The sequence below is a fragment of the Rhodococcoides fascians NBRC 12155 = LMG 3623 genome, from assembly GCF_001894785.1.
Classification (GTDB): Bacteria; Actinomycetota; Actinomycetes; order Mycobacteriales; family Mycobacteriaceae; genus Rhodococcoides; species Rhodococcoides fascians.
On the sequence record NZ_BCWW01000003.1, the window covers coordinates 92342 to 109424 of the forward strand.

General features: G+C 68.4%; 11 protein-coding genes. 4 read left to right on the forward strand and 7 right to left on the reverse strand.

The features are described from left to right. Positions 1-4 precede the first annotated feature (4 nt). The 6 genes from RFA01S_RS08260 to RFA01S_RS08285 form a co-directional block, all read right to left on the reverse strand. Positions 5-1057 carry a S1 family peptidase gene (locus RFA01S_RS08260; protein ID WP_072692070.1) on the reverse strand — a complete coding sequence of 351 codons (1053 nt, stop codon included), beginning with the start codon at positions 1055-1057 and terminating at the stop codon, positions 5-7. A 139-nt stretch (positions 1058-1196) separates the two neighbouring features. Continuing rightward, positions 1197-2495, reverse strand: coding sequence for a S1 family peptidase (locus RFA01S_RS08265; RefSeq protein ID WP_032371871.1), 1299 nt, complete (start codon positions 2493-2495; stop codon positions 1197-1199). 75 nt (positions 2496-2570) lie between these two features. Continuing rightward, entirely contained in the window at positions 2571-4220 is a 1650-nt protein-coding gene (locus RFA01S_RS08270; protein WP_032406186.1) for an Hsp70 family protein, read from the reverse strand. Beyond that, entirely contained in the window at positions 4217-5386 is a 1170-nt protein-coding gene (locus RFA01S_RS08275; protein ID WP_032406187.1) for a hypothetical protein, read from the reverse strand. Before RFA01S_RS08275 ends, RFA01S_RS08270 begins: the two co-directional genes overlap by 4 nt. A 121-nt stretch (positions 5387-5507) precedes the next feature. Continuing rightward, the gene (locus RFA01S_RS08280; protein ID WP_052060440.1) at positions 5508-7979 is read right to left on the reverse strand and encodes a helix-turn-helix transcriptional regulator; all 2472 of its coding nucleotides are present in this window, start codon (positions 7977-7979) and stop codon (positions 5508-5510) included. A 6-nt stretch (positions 7980-7985) separates the two neighbouring features. Continuing rightward, positions 7986-9731 (reverse strand): Hsp70 family protein, encoded by a 1746-nt coding sequence (locus tag RFA01S_RS08285; protein ID WP_032406188.1) that lies wholly within the window; start codon positions 9729-9731, stop codon positions 7986-7988. 256 nt (positions 9732-9987) lie between these two features. Between RFA01S_RS08285 and RFA01S_RS08290 the strand changes: the two genes are divergently transcribed. The 3 genes from RFA01S_RS08290 (at position 9988) to RFA01S_RS08300 (ending at position 16048) form a co-directional block, all read left to right on the forward strand. After that, positions 9988-12630, forward strand: a complete 2643-nt coding sequence (locus RFA01S_RS08290; RefSeq protein WP_032406285.1) for an IniB N-terminal domain-containing protein — start codon at positions 9988-9990, stop codon at positions 12628-12630. Positions 12631-12782: 152 nt separating this feature from the next. After that, positions 12783-14591 (forward strand): dynamin family protein, encoded by a 1809-nt coding sequence (locus RFA01S_RS08295; protein WP_032406189.1) that lies wholly within the window; start codon positions 12783-12785, stop codon positions 14589-14591. Next, complete coding sequence (locus RFA01S_RS08300) at positions 14588-16048, forward strand: dynamin family protein (RefSeq protein WP_027495651.1); 1461 nt, start codon at positions 14588-14590, stop codon at positions 16046-16048. Before RFA01S_RS08295 ends, RFA01S_RS08300 begins: the two co-directional genes overlap by 4 nt. Here the strand turns inward: RFA01S_RS08300 and RFA01S_RS08305 are convergent. Further along, positions 16037-16600, reverse strand: a complete 564-nt coding sequence (locus RFA01S_RS08305; RefSeq protein ID WP_032375008.1) for a hypothetical protein — start codon at positions 16598-16600, stop codon at positions 16037-16039. The genes RFA01S_RS08300 and RFA01S_RS08305 overlap by 12 nt on opposite strands. Before the next feature lie 83 nt (positions 16601-16683). On the opposite strand from RFA01S_RS08305, the gene RFA01S_RS08310 reads away from it, so the two are divergent. Next, a complete protein-coding gene (locus RFA01S_RS08310) occupies positions 16684-17076 on the forward strand; it encodes a bleomycin resistance protein (protein ID WP_032406190.1) in 393 nt (130 codons plus the stop codon). The last annotated feature ends 7 nt before the right edge of the window (positions 17077-17083 follow it).

The window sequence follows — 17083 nt, forward strand, 5'->3', positions numbered from 1 at the left end:
CGGCCTACGACGTACGGACCGTCAGGCCCGGGTTCTCGGCGAGAATGTCGTTGATCGGCGTCGCGAACAGTTCCGGGCGCTGACCCTGCAGCATGCTGACGACGGTCGCGATCTCGCACGAGGGTTGATCGCCCACGTTCGACGCGTTCGCGATGCCCACGGCGAGCGTGCCACTGACGATGGGGCCACCGCTGTCGCCGCGCAGCGCGCAGATCGACGTGGAGAAGCTGCGGTCCAGGACATTGCCGCCCATGGTGACGTGCTGGCCCGTCGACAGGATTGTGCCGCAACTGAATCCGGTGGTGGCTCCGGATTTGCAGACCGGCGCGCCGACGACCGGATCCACCGTGCCGGTGATCAGCAGTGGGCCGGACCCGGGAACTCGCATCGCGTTGCTCTCGAATTCCCCGATGTTGCCGTCGTCGATGTCGATGAGCGCATAGTCGTTGTGCGCCCGGCTGGTTCGATAGAACGATCCGAACTTGGAGCCTACGAGGCTGCCGTACATGGGGTACGCGCCCGTCGTGACGGCGGAACCGGTGCTCGACTCGCCCGGATCACAGTGTCCTGCAGTGATGTTGACGGCACCACGCGTCGGGTCGACGGCATTGAAGCCCAACGAGCAACGCAGACCGGCCCCGGCCGGGGTGCCGGCGAGAAAGCTGTCGCCGCCGAGATACGAACTGGCGCGAATGGGCCCTGCGGTGAGCGAGGGATCGAACAACACCCGGTCGAGGAGCGGACCGAAGGCATCGAGGACGGGGGCCGGGAGGTCGAATGCAGCCGGGTCGATCACGAATCCGGCGGCCGTCGCCGCGTCGACCACATCCGCGTGGGACGGTCCGTCGGCGACCGCGACGACCGGCAGCCCGGCCGCGTCGAGATGGCCACGGACCGCCGGGCCGACGGCGGTTGTGAACTCGGCCAACCGGCGCGCTGCGTCGGCGCGGTCGAGAAACTGCTGAGGGCTGAGCCCGAGATCGCGTGCCACAGCGTCGGCCAGTGACGCCGGTTCGGGCGGTGCCGCAACGGCAGTGGGAGTGGATACCACCGTCATGAAGAGCAACGAGACAGCAGTGACCGATAGTGCACACGCACGGCGACGCATAACGACCTTCCCCCCGGGCATCGAACGATGTGATGCCGTTCACTTCGCACACGAACTATAGGGGGTCGGCGGCCTCGGGCGTACCGGTTTACCCGGTTCGGACAGTAGCTCCGGTCGCGCTCGTGACCTGATCGATGGGAATGCCCAGGCTGGCGGTGCCGCCGAACTGCGCCAGCGCGAGGTTCGCCTCGGTGCAATCGGGTGCTCCGCCGCTGTTGGATCCGCTGGTGATGCCGAGTGCCAGCGTGCCGGTGACGATGGCCCCGCCGCTGTCTCCGGCCAATGTGCATGCGGTGCTGGCGAAGCCGCGCACGGTGCGCGACGTGCCGTCCTCCATGAAGAGCTGCGTCTCGACGCGGTCGGCGGCCACCACTCCGCACGTGAACGACGACGACTGCCCGGATTTGCAGACGGGTGCGCCGATGACGGGGGATGCCGTTCCGGTGACGGTGACGGTGCTGCCGTTGGCCCCGCGAACGGTGGGACGGTCCAGCCCGGCCTTCTGTCCGGCGGCGTCGAGGCCGATGACCGACCAGTCGAGGCCGTCCGGTGCTCCCAGGCTCGAGCGATCGAACGAGCCGATCTGGGAGCTGCGCGCGATGTCGGCCGGATCGGGCAGGTACACCGGTGCTCCGCCGGCACCCGTGGCCTTGTTCGGATTGCAGTGTCCCGCAGTCAGATTGACGGCACTGCCGTCGGCGTCGACGGCATTGAAGCCGAACGAGCAGATGCTGATCTCGGTCGGCGGTGCGTCGGCGATCGGCCCGGCGGTGGTGACGTACGTGTCGCCGCCCATCGGTGCCGGGTCGGCCGGCTTGTTGCCACCGGGGGAGAGCATCACCTTGATGTTGGCCAGCAGGGTCGGCAGGTTCAGGGCCTTGCCGATCGGACTGTTCGCCACATTCAGCACGATCTGATTGTCGATGAAGTCGATGGCTGTGCCGTTGATCTGCTCCGAGATCTCACGAGGGAGGCCGGCGATCCACGTGTTCAGATCTGCCAGCGACTTCTCCAGCCCGTCCGCGGACACCGGCGACTGCGCGGTGGCATAGCCGTCCTTGGCGACGGCCTGCGCGGCTGCGGGAGAGGTGACGGCGACGACGGCATTACCGTCGGGCCCGATCCAGGCACCGGCGAAATCGGCGGGTCGACTCGCCCGGAAGTCCGAGGCGTAGGCCGACAGCTCCTGCGCACGCGCCGCACGATCGAGGTACTCCTGCGGGGAGATCTTCAGATCTCGCTGCACGGCTTCGACGAGCTCTCGCGGAAGCTGATCGGCGGGCGACTGAACCACAGGTTCGGCTGCCGCTGTTCCGGAGAACGAAGCAAGAAGTACGAAAGCCGTCGAGCACAGCACTGCAGTACGCAGAGCCCCGGTGTTACGCATGAAATCCCTTCATCGGGTGCTTGGCATCAGCGCCCCACCCTAGGGCATGCGCCACCGAACCAGTGTTCGCCTTGGTCAGGGCTCCGGGTTCGTTGCTGAGGTGGTCGTCGTGGTCGTCGTAGTGACCGGAGTCGTCGTTTCCGCCGGCGTCGTCGTTTCCGGAGTGGTGGTCACCGCGACGGGCGGTGTCGTGACCACCGGAGGCGGTGCCGGTGTCGGTTCTGGAGCGGGCGGCGGCGCAGGCAGGGGCGCGGGCTGAGGCGGGGTGTACTCCTCGGCCGTCGGCTCCTGCACCACCTCGGGAGCGGCCGCGGGCACCGTCGTCGTGGTCGGTGCGGTAGACGGCACCCGCGCGGAGGTGGTGACCGGTGATCCGGCGTCCGTGACGGTGGGCGGTGTCGTGGCGGGTCCGCTGCTGAACACCCCACTCAGGGCTGCGATGACGAGAACGATGACCACGCCCGCACCGGCACCGGCGATGATCGTGGTGACGGTACGCGAGCGCTCGCTGCGTTCCTTCTTGTTCTCGGTCGCCGCACCGGCGAACGCGGTTGCGGCGTACTGCTGGGTCGCCGTGTCGGAACCATCGGGATCTCCGGCCGGAACGATGGGCTCCGAGCGCAGCTGGGACGGGCCGAACACCGGTGCCACCGCCGGTATCGCCTCGGAGAACGCGAGGGGCGGCGGCGGAGCGACCACCGGGATCGCGTCGGTATCGAGCGAGTCCGTGCCGTCGTTGCGAGTGACCACCGGCGCTGCGCCGGTCACCAACGAGTTGCCGTCGACGTCCTCGATCTCGGCGATGTTCAGTGCGCCGCGAGCCGCAGCGAGCGGCTCGACGAGCAGCGCGCCTGCGGTGCGCTCGCCGATGTCGGCGACCACCGAAGGTAGGGCGGCACTGCCGCCGGTGAGCACGACCGTGCCGGTCGACGGCACGTCGAGCAAGCCCAACGTCGGCGCGATCAGGTCTGCGAACTCGGCGCGGGTGACCGTCGTCGTATCCGAGACGCCGGGCAGCTCCACCGCGATCGTGGCCACGTCCGCGGTGCTCAACGTGTGTTTCGCCTGCTCGCAGGACGCGACGACACCGGTGAGAGAAGCCAGAACTGCGGCGTCGGACAGGTCGAGGTGTTCGCGATCGGTCACCACGTGATCGAACAGGGCATCGGTGAACACGTCACCGCTGACCGCGGTGGTGCGCTCGGTGCCGCCGCCCGGATACGTCGAGATGTCGGTGCCGGTGGCACCGATGTCGATCACCGTGACGGCTGCCCCCGGGCTCGGTTGCGCGAACGCGCTCGCAGCCTTGGCCTCGGGAACCAGGGCGACGTCGGTGAGACCGGTGTGGTCGAGGGCGTCGCGCAGTAGAGCGATGTTCTCGCGGGGCCATCGCGTCGGATACGTCATCGTCGTGACGGGCGTGGACGCCGATTCGGACGTCTCGGAGAACATGCTCACGAGGCAGTTCGCGGCGTTGGCCATCAGATCCTCGGCGCGATACGCGTCGGCATCGGGTTCGAGATCTTCTTGCTTGCCGACCAGATCGACGAAACGAGTGAACGGCGCGGTGTCGACGGACTCTCCGAGATGAGCGCGGCCGTCGTCGTCGAACCTCAGTGTCGTCGGCAGTACGACGACTGTGGGTTCGAACGCGGTCGAGTCGCGATACACCGCAACGGACCTGGTGTTGCCGATCGTGATTCCGAGATGCCCGGCACCGCTCATGGAGTGCCGCCCGTCGTAGCTCCGGCCGGAGCTCGGTCCTGGGGCGGAGCGAGACGTCCGGCCTGGGTATTGTCGTCGGCGTTCTCGTCGGGGGTGGGCTTTGGCGGGTCCTCGGCGGGTTCGTCGTCGGGCAGCTCGGGTCCGACTGGTTCGTCGTCGGTCGGCGGCGTCGTGGTGGGGTCCTCGGTCTCGGTGGCCTCCGGAAGGTCGACGGCGGGTCGCGTGTCGACCTCGGCCGCGTCGCGTTCGGAGCGTCGCTCTCGGGTCGGATCCGTAGTCGTGGTGGTGGTCTCCGGCGTGATGATCGGTGAAGGCGAGACGGCGGGCACGAGTTCGGCTGCCGGTTCGACGACGGCAGTGGGGAAGTCGATCGGCCCACCCGGCCGGATTCCCGACGTCGTCGTCGGGGGCGCCACCTGAGCGTTCTCGATGGTGGGCACCGGGGTGTCGGCGGATGTGCCGAGCTGCAATGCGATCACACCGGCACCGACCGTCAGCGCCGCTGCGAACGCCGCGGCGGCGAACAGTGGCGCGGTCAACAGGGGACGACGGTCGGCGCGGGTCGGTGCGCCGACGACGGCGAGGCGTTCGGTGACGGCGTCGACCGGGTACCGGGCAGCCAGAAGCGCTGCACCACGAGCCGCGGCGACGGCGGTGTCCTTCTTCTCCATGGTTGCTCGCATCGACGAGTTCCAGGCGGCCAGCGCCTCCTCTTCCGATACGAGCGCAACGTGCGCCAACCCGTGCCCGTTCATGGCCGCACGCAGGGCGAACACCTGCTCGGCGGTCCAGCGGGCCGGGTAGGTGGCGGCCGCAGCGAGATCGCCGGGGCGCAGATCGATCGACGACGCCACCTCGGTGAGCAGGCACAGCAGCGCCATCGACGTCAGCTGCTCGGCGGGGAAGACGGTGCCCCGGCTGCCGGTGACGCCGTCGCCGAGCGAGTCGAGGAAGTGCGTGTACGCCTCGGAGTCGTTGTCGGTGGCATCACCGAGTGAAACGGTGCCGTCGGGGTGAGTGTTGAGCACGGTCGAGTGCAGGGACGCCAGATGCAGGGAGGGGCCGGGCGCGATGGGGTGCGACACGGCCGCAACGGCCTGGTCGTCGTCCAGATAGAGGCCGACGTCCGGTGCGCCGGTACTCGCCCCGCCGGGCTGCTCGGTCATGCGGGCTGCTCGGTCATGGGGATATCTACCTGTCCTGGGCTCGGAGTCGATGTTCGGTCGTTATGTCGCTTCGGATCCTCACACAGTTACACCCGCAGTAGGGGGCATCAGCGTGCCGAGGTCAGGTGGTCGATGTTCCGTAGCCCATCGCCCGCAGCATCGAGATCAGTTCCGAGCGCGACCCGGCTCCGAGCCTGCGGCGAATGCGAGCCACATGATGTTCGACGGTTTTCGGGGAGATGTAGAGACGGCTGCCCACCTCGCGGTACGTGACGCCGAGAACCAGCAGCTCTGCCACCTCGGCCTCGCGTTCGCTCAGAGATCCCGACGGCTGCGGCGTCGTCCCGTCGGTCTCCCGCAGATGCGTGCTGGGCTGACGCAACGACCGGGCGATGTGCAGTAACGAGGTGGCCGTAGCGGTGTCGGCGACGGTCAGTGCGGCCTCGCTCGCCAACCGGGCACCGTCCCACGGCAGGCCGAACGCGGTGAGGGTGCGCGCCGAGAGTTCCACCTCGGCGGCGTCGGGCCTGCCCTGTAGAACACCGAGCCACGCCCGCCCCGCCGCAGCGAGTGCGGAGCTGTACGGGTGCGTCGGAGCGGCGGACGCGAGGGCCTTCGCGTGCGGCACCAGGGCTTCGGGCGTCTGCGCCACGATGGCGGCCTGCACCTGATACCAATGCAGCGCCGATGCCCAGACCGGCGGATCCCCCAACGCGGCGAGCAGCGTCGTGGCCTGCGACACGAGGTGCTCGACGCGATCGAACTGGCCCACTCGTGTTGCGGCCAGCACCAATTCGCCGAGGGGCAAGAGAGAGAACAGATCGATCGAGTACGCGGCGACGACGTTCTGCGCCTGGGTCCACGCCGTGACGAGAGACCCGGCGTCCCCGGACCTGCGGGCCAACCCCACTCGAATGCCGTGCAGGAACAGGTGATTGCGCACGTGCGAGTCGGGGATCTCGAGCGGGTCGACCAGGTGGCAGGCCTGCGCGGCGTCTCCTCTCAGCATGGCCGCCCAGCCGCCGATGAGAACGAGCCGCGTGTGGGCCTCGGATCCCGGCCGCAGCTCGGGTAGCGCACGAGCGATGACGGAGTCGACGCGGGCGAGATCACCGCAGTGCACCGCATGCAGGGCGGCCACCGCGGCTGCCGAATCCGGAGCGCACCAACGATCGGACGGCGCGGCCGTCAACGTGACCGCGCGCATCAGCGCGTTCGTCGCCGCACTCGACGCCGCAGCGCTGCGTGAGTCGATCGAACCGAGTACCCCGTCGACGAGCAACGCGCCCGACGCCGTGCTCGACGTCGGTGCCAGCGATGCCACGACACTCAGTGCGCGGTCGGCGGCAGGGCGGTCGCCGGCGGCAGCTGCCGACAAGGCAGCCCACACCGCATCGGTCCCGAGTCGATCCGTCCCGAGCCAGGCGAACAATTGCGCACTGCGCGAGACCATTCCGCGCTGCGCGGCGATCGACGCCGAGACTCTGACTGCCGTGCGTAGATCGACCTGCGTGTGATCGGTGGCCGCATCGAGGATCTCGTCGGCACGACGGCCTGCCTCGTCGAGGTGTCCGGTCGCGGCGGCCACCTCCGCCCGGCGGGCCGCGAGCGCCGACGGGTCGAACCCCGCCGCTGCTGCCGCGTCGTACAGCTGGCCAGCGGACTCTACGGAAGTCGAATCGCCTTGTCCAGCAAGGAAATCAGCAAGGTCGGCGCGTACGACCCCGTGCGTCGCCAACGCTCGCGCGGCCGAGGCGTCGAGCAGACCGGATTGCGCGGCAATGTCGGTGATGCGATCGAGCAGCACCCGGCATCGACGCTCCCCGATCATCTCGGTCAGGGGGCCTTCGGCGGACGGGACCAACGCGCCCGTGGCGTCGAGAAGACCGGAGCTGCAGGCGATATCGACGACCGTCTCCGCGTCGGCCGGCCGCGTCACGAGCTGCGTCGCCGTGACCGGGTCCGGGACGACGCCGAAGCGAGCCGCGAGCAGCACGGCGCGGGTGTCGTCGGTGGTGTCGACAAGTATCCGGCGATGCTGCTCGGCAACGGATTCGGTGACCGCACGTAGCGGAGTCGGGTCGGACCGTTCGCCCCCGAGCGCGGCCAGTGCCGCGTCGACGGCGACGAGCAGCCCTCCGGTGGACTTTGCGATCGCGCTCGCCAGCGAAGCCGAGATCGGCCGAGCGACGGCGGCTGCCCGCGTTGCGATCGACGTCTTGTCCAGCGGCACCAGCGTCAGGCGAGCGGCACCGGCGGACGCGACGAGCTTCTCGATCCGGGAATCGTATCGGCGCGGGGCCGTGGCGACAACCAGCGTGATGTCCGAACGGGTTGCCGCAGCGGCGATCTCGTCCACGCGGTGATCCGGCAACAGATGGGCGTCGTCGACCAGAACCGTCGCACCCGACGGCGCGTCGGTGACACTGCCCGCATGCACCGTCGTCGCGGCGGCCGCGACCGCACCGAGCACCGCGGATCGACCGGAGCCGTTCACCCCGACGACAACATGCACACCGGTGCTCGACGACGCGTCACGAACGAATCGATCGGCGCGCTCGACGCCGACGAGAGCGGATGGGCTGTTGGCCACGGCGGCCTACTGACCCGTCAAGCCGCCGACGACCCCGCCGAGTCCGTCACCCAGGCCCTGACCCACACCTCCGACAACACCGCCGAGGCCCTGCCCGACGCCCTGACCGACGTCGCCGAGGGTCGGGCCCTGGTACGTCGGTAGCGGTTGTGGCGTGAACTGCGGTGCTTGCGGAACCTGCACGGCCGGGGGCTGGTAGTTGGGCACCGTCGGTGCGGCGATCGACGGGATGGTCGGCACGGTGGCGGCCCCGTTCTGGCCGGGGACCGCGGCCGGCGCTCCGGCGACGGGTGCCCCGGCAACAGGAGCCCCGGTGGCCGGATCGATCTGGGTGACACTGCCGTCGGCGTTGACCACCGTGGTGGGTGCACCCGTGGAGCCGACTGCTGCAGAACCGGTTGGCCCGGTCGTGGACCCGACTTCTGCCACGGCGGCCGTGCTGCCGGGAGTCTCGGTGCTCGAGATCTCGGCGTTGGATTCGGCCGGAGTGGTGTTGTCCGAGTTGAGGGCCGTTCCGACCGACAGTCCGCCGCCGGCGAGAAGGGCCAGCACGACGACGGATCCGGCGACCAGGCCGGCCTTCTTCCGTCCGGACATTCCCGATTCCGACGCCACTGCCGTCGGGGTCGGGGCGGGACGCGGGGTAGGACGGGGCATCGGCGCGGCAACGGCGGTCGCGGCGGGAACCGCAGCCAATGCTGCTGCGTCGTCCGCGGCGGTGGCGTCGGCGATGTCGCTGCCGAGGATTGCGGCGCCGATCGCGACGGTCAGTTCGGGGCGCGGCCCGGCCACGACCGGTACTCGCAGTTCGGTCGAGACGAGCTCGGCGACGAGGGGGATGGCCGAGCTGCCGCCGGTCAGCACCACCTGATCGATGTCGGTGACCTCGAGGCCTGCGGCCGCGACCGCGTCACGCACGACTCCGATGGAGGCCAGCAGCGATGCGCGAACGAGGTCTTCGATCTCCGAGCGCACGAGTCGTACTTCGGTGTGCAGCCCCGGCAGGTCGACAGTCAGCGATGTGGAGGTGTCGTAGGACAACTGTTCCTTGGCCTCGCCGCAGCGGGCGCGCAATTCGACCAATGCGCCGACGGTGTCGGGATCGAAGGGATCGAACTCGAACGACTGACTGCCCGAGACGGTGTCGAGTACGTACTGCATGATCTCGTGGTCGAACTGAGCGCCGCCGAACTCCTGCGAATGAACGCCTGTTCCGACGACGCCTGCGTCGGACCCGGTCCGCATCAGCGTGACGTCGAGAGCCGTCGCGCCGAGGTCGTAGACGACCGCGAGACCGTCGGACTGGGTTCCACGGGTGACCTCGAGCCAGCGCATCGTGGCGACCGACTCGGGAACGAGCGTGACGTCGGTCAGGCCTGCGCGATCGAGCGCTTCGCCGAGCACCTCGACGGTGTAGGCGGTCCAGCGTGTGGGGTGGGTGACCACCACGGAGGGGGAGGAGTCGACACCGGCGGAGACGTCGGCGACGAGGGCACGAGTGGCGGTGGCGTACAGGTCTTCGGCGCGGTGACTGCGGCCGTCGTCGTCGATCAGTTCGACGGGGTCACCGACGCGATCGGCGAATCCACTGATGAGATGGCGCGTCGAGCGGTCCCACAGGTCGGCGAGACTGGGGGCCGCACCGGGACGAAGATCGAGGGCCGAACGCTTGACCACCGAGGTCACCGGGTCGGTATCCAGGGCGGCAACAGCCGTCACAGTTCCGATCCGTATGCCGAGCCCTGCGTTCATCTGCCGCCACCTTCTTGTCGCACTGCCCTGGTTCCCACCGCCGTTACCCGCACTGTCGGCTCGGTGCCCCGATTCGTTACGTCTCACAGCAGGTTAGAGCGTGCAACGAGGTAAATCCCCTAAAGCGCTCAGATCCCCTAATGCAAGTCCCCTGGCGACCCCCGGGGGAGTAGGGGGATCGTCCCCGTTGGGCGGGGGCTCTGCGAACCATAGCTTTGTGATCAACCACGAAGCATCACTCGTCAAGGAGACTCACATGGCTACCAACGCCGTACTCGATTTCATTCTCGGCCTGCTGCGCGACGACAACGCCGCTGCTGCCTACTGCGCCAACCCCGAGACGACGTTGGCCGCTGCCGGCCTCGGCGGCGTCACCCACGCGGACATCGTCGCGGTGGCCCCGTTGGTCGCCGAGTCGGGACTGTTCGCCGGTGCGGGCAGCCAGCTCTCCGCCATCCTGGGTGCAGGCGGATCCGCAGGCCTCGACGGCGCACTCGCCGGAGGCGCGAGCCTCGGCGGCGGACTGTCGGCCGGACTCGGCATTGCCGCAGGAGCGGTAGCCGGCGGCGGGCTCGCCGCAGGTGGCGCGCTGACCGGTGGAATCGACGTGGCGGGCGAGATCGAAGCGTCGCTCCAGGCAGCTCTCGCTGCAGCTCTGGCCGTCGGTGGTCAGATCGGCCTCGAACTCGGCACCGCATTCGGTGGCGCTCTCGACGCACTCATCGGTGCCGGTGCGGGCATCGGCGGCGGACTCGGTGGCGGAATCGATCTGGACCTCGACGGCCTTCTCGGCGGCACGGTCGGACTCGGCGCTGCGCTCACCGGACTCATCGGAGCAGGCGCAGACATCGGCGGCGAGATCAGCGCCGACCTGGCAGCGCAGCTGCAGGCAGCCCTCGACGCCGCGATCGGCGCCACCGGCGCAGTCGACCTCGCCGCGCTGGCCGACATCCAGGGCGGACTGTCCGGCGCACTCGGTGCCCTCTTCGCAGTCGGCGGAACCGTCGGAGCCGAACTGGGCGCTGCCGTCGGTGGCGTCTTCGAATCCGTGCTCGACGCCGGAGCCGGACTGGACATCGTCGGCGGCCTCGGGACTGCACTGACCGCAGGCATCGGCGGCGCTCTCGTCGGACTCGGAACGGTCGGTGCCGACCTCACCGCAGACATCTCGGCAGCCCTTAGCGGATCCGCCGAAGCCGGAGCCGCGCTCGTCGGCGACATCGCCCGTGGCATCGGTGGCAGCCTCGGCGGACTCTTCGCCGTCGACGGTGCCATCGCAGGATCCATCGGAACCGCACTCGGTGCAGTACTCGACGCCGGTGCCCTCGCCGACATCGACGTCGACGCACTCCTCGCAGCCGGCGGCAACATCGGCACGGTCGTCAGCGGTGCCCTGGGCGGCGTCCTCGATCTCGACGCCGGAGTCGTCGGAAACCTGGCCACGGCCATCGACACCGCCATCGAGGGAACCCTCGGCGCAGGTCTGGGCATCGGTGGCAGCATCACCGGCGAACTGGCGGGTGAGCTGACGGGTGAGCTGACCGGCGGAATCACCGGCGCACTGACCGGCGGAGTGACGGGCAGCCTCGAAGGAATTCTCGGAACCGCGTTCGGTGTGGGCGGCGCTGCAGGCGCACAGCTCGGCACGGCCGTCGAAGCGATCGTCGACGCCGGAGCCACACTCGACCTCGGAGCAGCACTCGGCGCGAGTGCAGAACTCAGCGCTCAGCTGGCCGGTGCGGTCGACACGGCCGTGTCCGCAGGTGCCGATCTCACCGGCACCGTGGAAGGCACCCTCTCCGGACTCGGTGGCCTCGGCGGCGGCCTGACCGGCGGCCTCGCCGGACTCGGCAACGTCGGCGGAGACCTCACCGGCGGCCTGGCCGGACTCGGTGCCCTCGGCGGCGGCCTGACGGGCGGCCTCGCCGGAGTCGGCAGCGTCGGCGCAGGTATCACCGGTGGCCTCGCGGCCGTCGGCAGCGCAGGAGCAGATGTGACCGGCGGCCTCGCGGCGGTCGGCAACGTCGGCGGCGACGTGGCCGGTGGACTGAATGGGCTCGTCGACGCGGGCACGAGCCTGACCGGCGGACTGGCCGGACTCGGCGGAATCGCAGGCGGTGTTGCAGGTGGAGTCGAGGGCGGTGTCTCGACCGGGATCGACGCAGCCGCGCAGGCCGGTGCGGGTCTGGAAGGCACCCTGACCGGTGCCGTCGACGGCGGGATCGACGCGGCAGCGCAGGCCGGTGCAGGACTGGAAGGCACTCTCACCGGTGCCGTCGACGGCGGAATCGACGCGGCAGCGCAGGCCGGCGCAGGACTGGAAGGCACTCTGACCGGCGCTGTGAACGGCGGAATCGACGCCGGTACGCAGGTCGGTGCAGGACTCGAATCGGCAGGTGACCTCGCCGGTTCCGCCGCGGGTGACCTGGCCGGAAACGTCACCGGAGGACTCGAGGGCACCGTGGGCGGCGTCGTCGACGCGGGAACCTCGGTGGGCGGCGAGATCGCGTCGAACATCGGCGGCGGACTGGATGCCGGCGGCTCGATCGGCGGCGGACTGGCCTCCACGGTGACCGGGGGTTTGGATGCTGGTGCGGACGCTGCGGGTTCCGTGGCCGGCGGGTTTGACTCCGCCGCGCAGCTCGGTGGCCAGGTCACCGGTGCAGTGCAGTCCGGAGCCGAGGGATCTTTCGAGTCTGCGAGCTCCTTCGATTCCAGCGCGAACGCATCGGGCACGGGCTGGTCGAGCGTCGACTCCGACGTCTTCGGACAGAGCGAGAGCAGCACGGACCTGTTCGGCGAGACCGGCGGCAACCTGCACGGATCGGTCGATTCGGCAGCAGATTCACTGGGCCACTCGCTGACCGTCGACCACGACATCGACCCGCTGAACCCCTGATCGCGTTGCCTGTGATCAGGTGACGAAGTGACGACTCGGCCCCGAGTGTTCAACGACACTCGGGGCCGAGTCGTCGCTAGAGTCTGGGAATGCGGCCTGCGGGACGAGTTGGGTTCGCGGGAGTCGACGAGATGGGTTGTGGAGACACAGGTATGGACGGGCAATCTACGGAACTGGCCGAGCTGCTCGATCGCACCGCGGAGGTAGCGACATCGGCGAGACGATCCGATCTGGTCGATCGAGTCGAGGCAGCGAAGTCGCGTGTGCTCGACCCTCGCCGTCGCATCATCGTGGTCGGACCCCTCAAACAGGGCAAGAGCCAGTTCGTGAATTCGCTGCTGAATCTGACGGTGTGCTCGGTGGGCGACGACGAGACCACCGCGATTCCGACGGTGGTGTCCAACGCGGACAGCTTCTCCGCGCAGCTGGTGCTCGCGAATCCCGGTGACGAACCGATTCGCGTGGACGTACCGCTCGAAGAGATCACCACGGTCACTCCGGCGAGTCCCCGGGCTCAGGGCCGGGAGGTGCTGCGGCTGGACATCGCGGTACCGAGCCCACTGCTCGCCGACGGCCTGGTGCTGGTCGACACGCCGGGAGTCGGTGGCCACGGAAACCCGCATGCGGCAGGGACATTGGGTCTGATTCCGTCGGCCGATGCCGTGCTCGTCGTGTCCGACGCCTCTCGTGAATTCACCGAGCCGGAATTGGCGTTCCTGCGGCAGGTGCAGGGTCTGTGCCCGGCGGTGGCGGTGCTGATCACCAAGATCGATCTGTATCCCCATTGGCGGCAGATCGTCGAGGCCAACCGTGGACATCTGGACCGTGCAGGCATCACCGTGCAGATGCTGCCGGTGTCGTCGTTGTTGCGTTCGCACGCAGTGCGTTTGAACGACGAGGAACTCAATGCAGAATCCGGCTTCCAGCAGCTGTACGCATTTCTGCGCGACGACGTGGTGGCACGAGCCGACGTGCTGGCTCGCGCATCGGTATCCCTCGACGTCCGCTCGGTGACCGAGCACCTGACACTGTCGTTCGGCAGTGAGCTTGCGGCGCTGAAGGATCCGGAGCGCGCGGCCGCCGCGGTCGCCGGGCTCCAGCGTGCCAAGTCCGCCGCCGAGGAACTGCACAAGAGGTCCTCGCAGTGGCAACAGACGCTCGGTGACGGAATCGCAGATCTCGCGTCGGACATCGATCACGACCTGCGCGACCGACTGCGACGCGTCACCCGGGAGGCCGAGGAAACCGTCGACGAGGGGGATCCGGGGAAGGACTGGCCGCAACTGGGCGAATGGCTCGAAGAGCAGATCGCTGCGTCGGTGGGCGACAATTTCGTGTGGGCGCACGAGCGGGCTCTGTGGTTGTCGGAGTTGGTGGCCGAGCACTTCGCGTCGTCCGGCGCGGCGGCCCTGCCCGATCTCGATCTCGGCGATCTCGACAATGTGCTCGAGCCCGTGACGTCCCTGGCCGATCTGGAGTCGGGTCGGGTGGGTATCACGCAGAAAGTGCTCGTGGGAATGCGTGGATCCTACGGCGGCGTACTGATGTTCGGTCTGATCACCACGTTCGTCGGGCTGAGTCTGCTCAATCCGATCTCGATCGGAGCAGGCGTACTGCTCGGCACCAAGGCGTACAAGGAAGACAAGGAGAATCGCGTCAAGGCTCGTCGTTCCGAGGCCAAGATGGCGATTCGCCGCTTCACCGACGACGTCAGCTTCCAGGTGGGCAAGGAGTCGAAGGATCGGCTGCGTCAGATTCAGCGGGTGCTGCGAGATCACTTCACCTCGATCGCCGAGCAGACATTGCGTTCGCTCAACGAGTCGTTGCGCTCGGCGCAAGAAGCCGCTGCCGCCGACAACACCGATCGCACCGCCCGGATCGCGAGGCTGGAGAACGACATGCGACTTGTCTCGGAATTGAATGCTCGCGCAACGCGTCTGGTGAAGGACGTCGCAGTATGAGCGTGACGGCACTGGCCCGAGCGCGCGATCTGATCTCGGCAGCGCGGTCGACGTACGCCGGCGACGCCGAGGCGTCCTGGATGCTCGACGAATGTCTCTACCGTTTGGACGAGCCGCTCCGGGTCGCGCTCGCGGGATCGCTCAAGGCAGGCAAGTCCACTCTGCTCAATTCGCTTGTCGGGCAGGATATTGCGCCGACCGACGCCACCGAATGCACCAAGGTCGTCACGTGGTATCGCAACGGCGTCTCACCCAGTGTGACGGCCTGGTACGACGGCGATCGGGCGGCGAACGTTCCGGTGCAACGACGCGACGGGCGGCTGACGTTCGATCTCGGTGCGTTGACGGCGGCGCAGGTCGATCGCCTCGACGTCGAATGGCCGGCAAGTACTTTGGCGCAGACGACGATCATCGACACACCCGGCACCTCGTCGCTCTCTCGCGATGTCTCGGCGCGCACGTTGGCGATGCTGACCCCCGAGAATTCGTCGTCGGGGGCCGACGCGGTGGTCTACCTGCTGCGCACCCTCAATGCCACGGACGTCTCGTTTCTTGGGCAGATCGGGGCACACGTCGGAGGTGATTCCGGGCCACTGGGGGTAATCGGGGTGGTCTCCCGGGCGGACGAGGTCGGCTCGGGCCGCATGGACGCGATGATGTCGGCCAAGGAGGTCGCGGCCCGGTTCGCGTCCGAGCTCGAAGCCACCGGACTGTGCCAGGCCGTCGTCCCGGTGGCAGGGCTGTTGGCGTTGGGAGCAGAGACGTTGCGGCAGAGCGAGTTCGCCGCATTCCAGATGCTCGCGACGGTACCGACCGAGGATCTGCAGCTGGCGATGCTTTCGGCCGATCGGTTCGTGCGGGCGGAGAGCACTCTGCCCGTCGATGCCGCCCTGCGCGCCAGCATTGTCGACCGCTTCGGCTTGTTCGGGATTCGGATGGCCGTGACGCTGATTCGGCTCGGTGTGCGTGATTCGCCGACACTGGCGGCCGACCTGGTCGAGCGCAGTGGACTGTCCGAACTTCGCTCGGTCATCGACGTGCAATTCGGCCAGCGTGCGGATCAGCTGAAGCTGCACTCGGCTCTGGTTGCGCTACAACGAATTCTGGAGTTCCGGCCGGAGTCGCATGCGCTGCGTACCGAAGCCGGCAGGATGCTCGCCGACGTGCACGGGTTTGCCGAACTACGGTTGCTCGGCCGATTGCGTTCGGTCACACCGACATTGCCCGACGGAGGACTGCTCGATCTGCAGCGCATCATCGGCGGCTTCGGTATCGCCGCCACCGAGCGTCTCGATCTGCCGCCCGATGCGGGGCACACTCAGCAGCGCGACACGGCACTGGCTGCGGTGCGTAAGTGGCGATCCCTCTCGGAGCATCCGCTTCTGGACCGGTTCACGTCGAATTCGTGTGCCCTCGCCGCGCGCAGTGCCGAAGGGATTCTCGCCTCACTGACGTGAGGGGCGTCGAGGTAGCAACGCGACGACCGTGGCGGCTGCGGCAGCGCCTGCCACGACGAACGGACCCCATTGCAGCACGCCGCCGAGCAGGGCCGAGGCGTCGGAGACGAAGGTCGAGAACGTGACGGCCGCCCCGATGGTCAGAATTCCTACCGCGCCCATCAATATTTTGGACGACGTGGCTGCGCCGCGGAGCAGGTTCAACGAGACGAACCCGAGTAGTACCAGCACGGCGGCGGCAGCACCGCTCGAGATGAGGGTGGCCGACGCCGTGTTCCGGACGTCTGCGGCGCTTGCCGTCGAATCCTGCTGAGCCACGGCGGTTTCGACGCCCGACAGAACGACGTTCCAGTTCAGCGCGATGACGGCGGCCAGCGCCAGGATCAGTGCGGCGGTCGCCGCCCACAGTCCGGTCGCGATCTTCGGCAGACGGGAGTCTGCGGTGGATTCCTGTCGTGGCCGAAGAGGTTCGACGGACAGCTCCGGCCGCGGTGGTTGCGGTCGGGCAGGCCGAGGCCTGTGTGCTGTCGGATCGTTCGGTTCTTCGGCCACGGTGCAGGAGTCTATCGGGGGAGCTGCCCAGTCACCGGCAGTGCGGCTGCGAAGTTCATCGAAAGGTCGTACGGTGGGACGCTGTGGCCGATCACGCTGTACCGAACCTGCCGTCTCGTGACTTCGATGCCACGCTCGCCTTCTACGGCGGATTCGGGTTCGTGTCGGCCTACCGTGACGATGGTTGGCTGATCATCGAGCGCGGAGCGCTTCGGTTGGAGTTCTTCCGGTTTCCCGATCTGGTGCCCGACGACAGTTCGTTCATGTGCAGCGTCCGTGTGGACGATGTCGACGAACTGTATCGACAGATCGCGAATGCAGGCGTCGTGGAGAAGCCCGTCGGTCGCCCTCGACTGCATCCTGTGCTGCGCCGGCCTAGGGGGCAGCGCGTCGGATTTCTCGTGGATCCCGATGGGACCCAGCTGAATCTGATCGAGAACCTCGACGCGCCGCCCACGGCGACCGACTCCGGCTAGCCGCTCG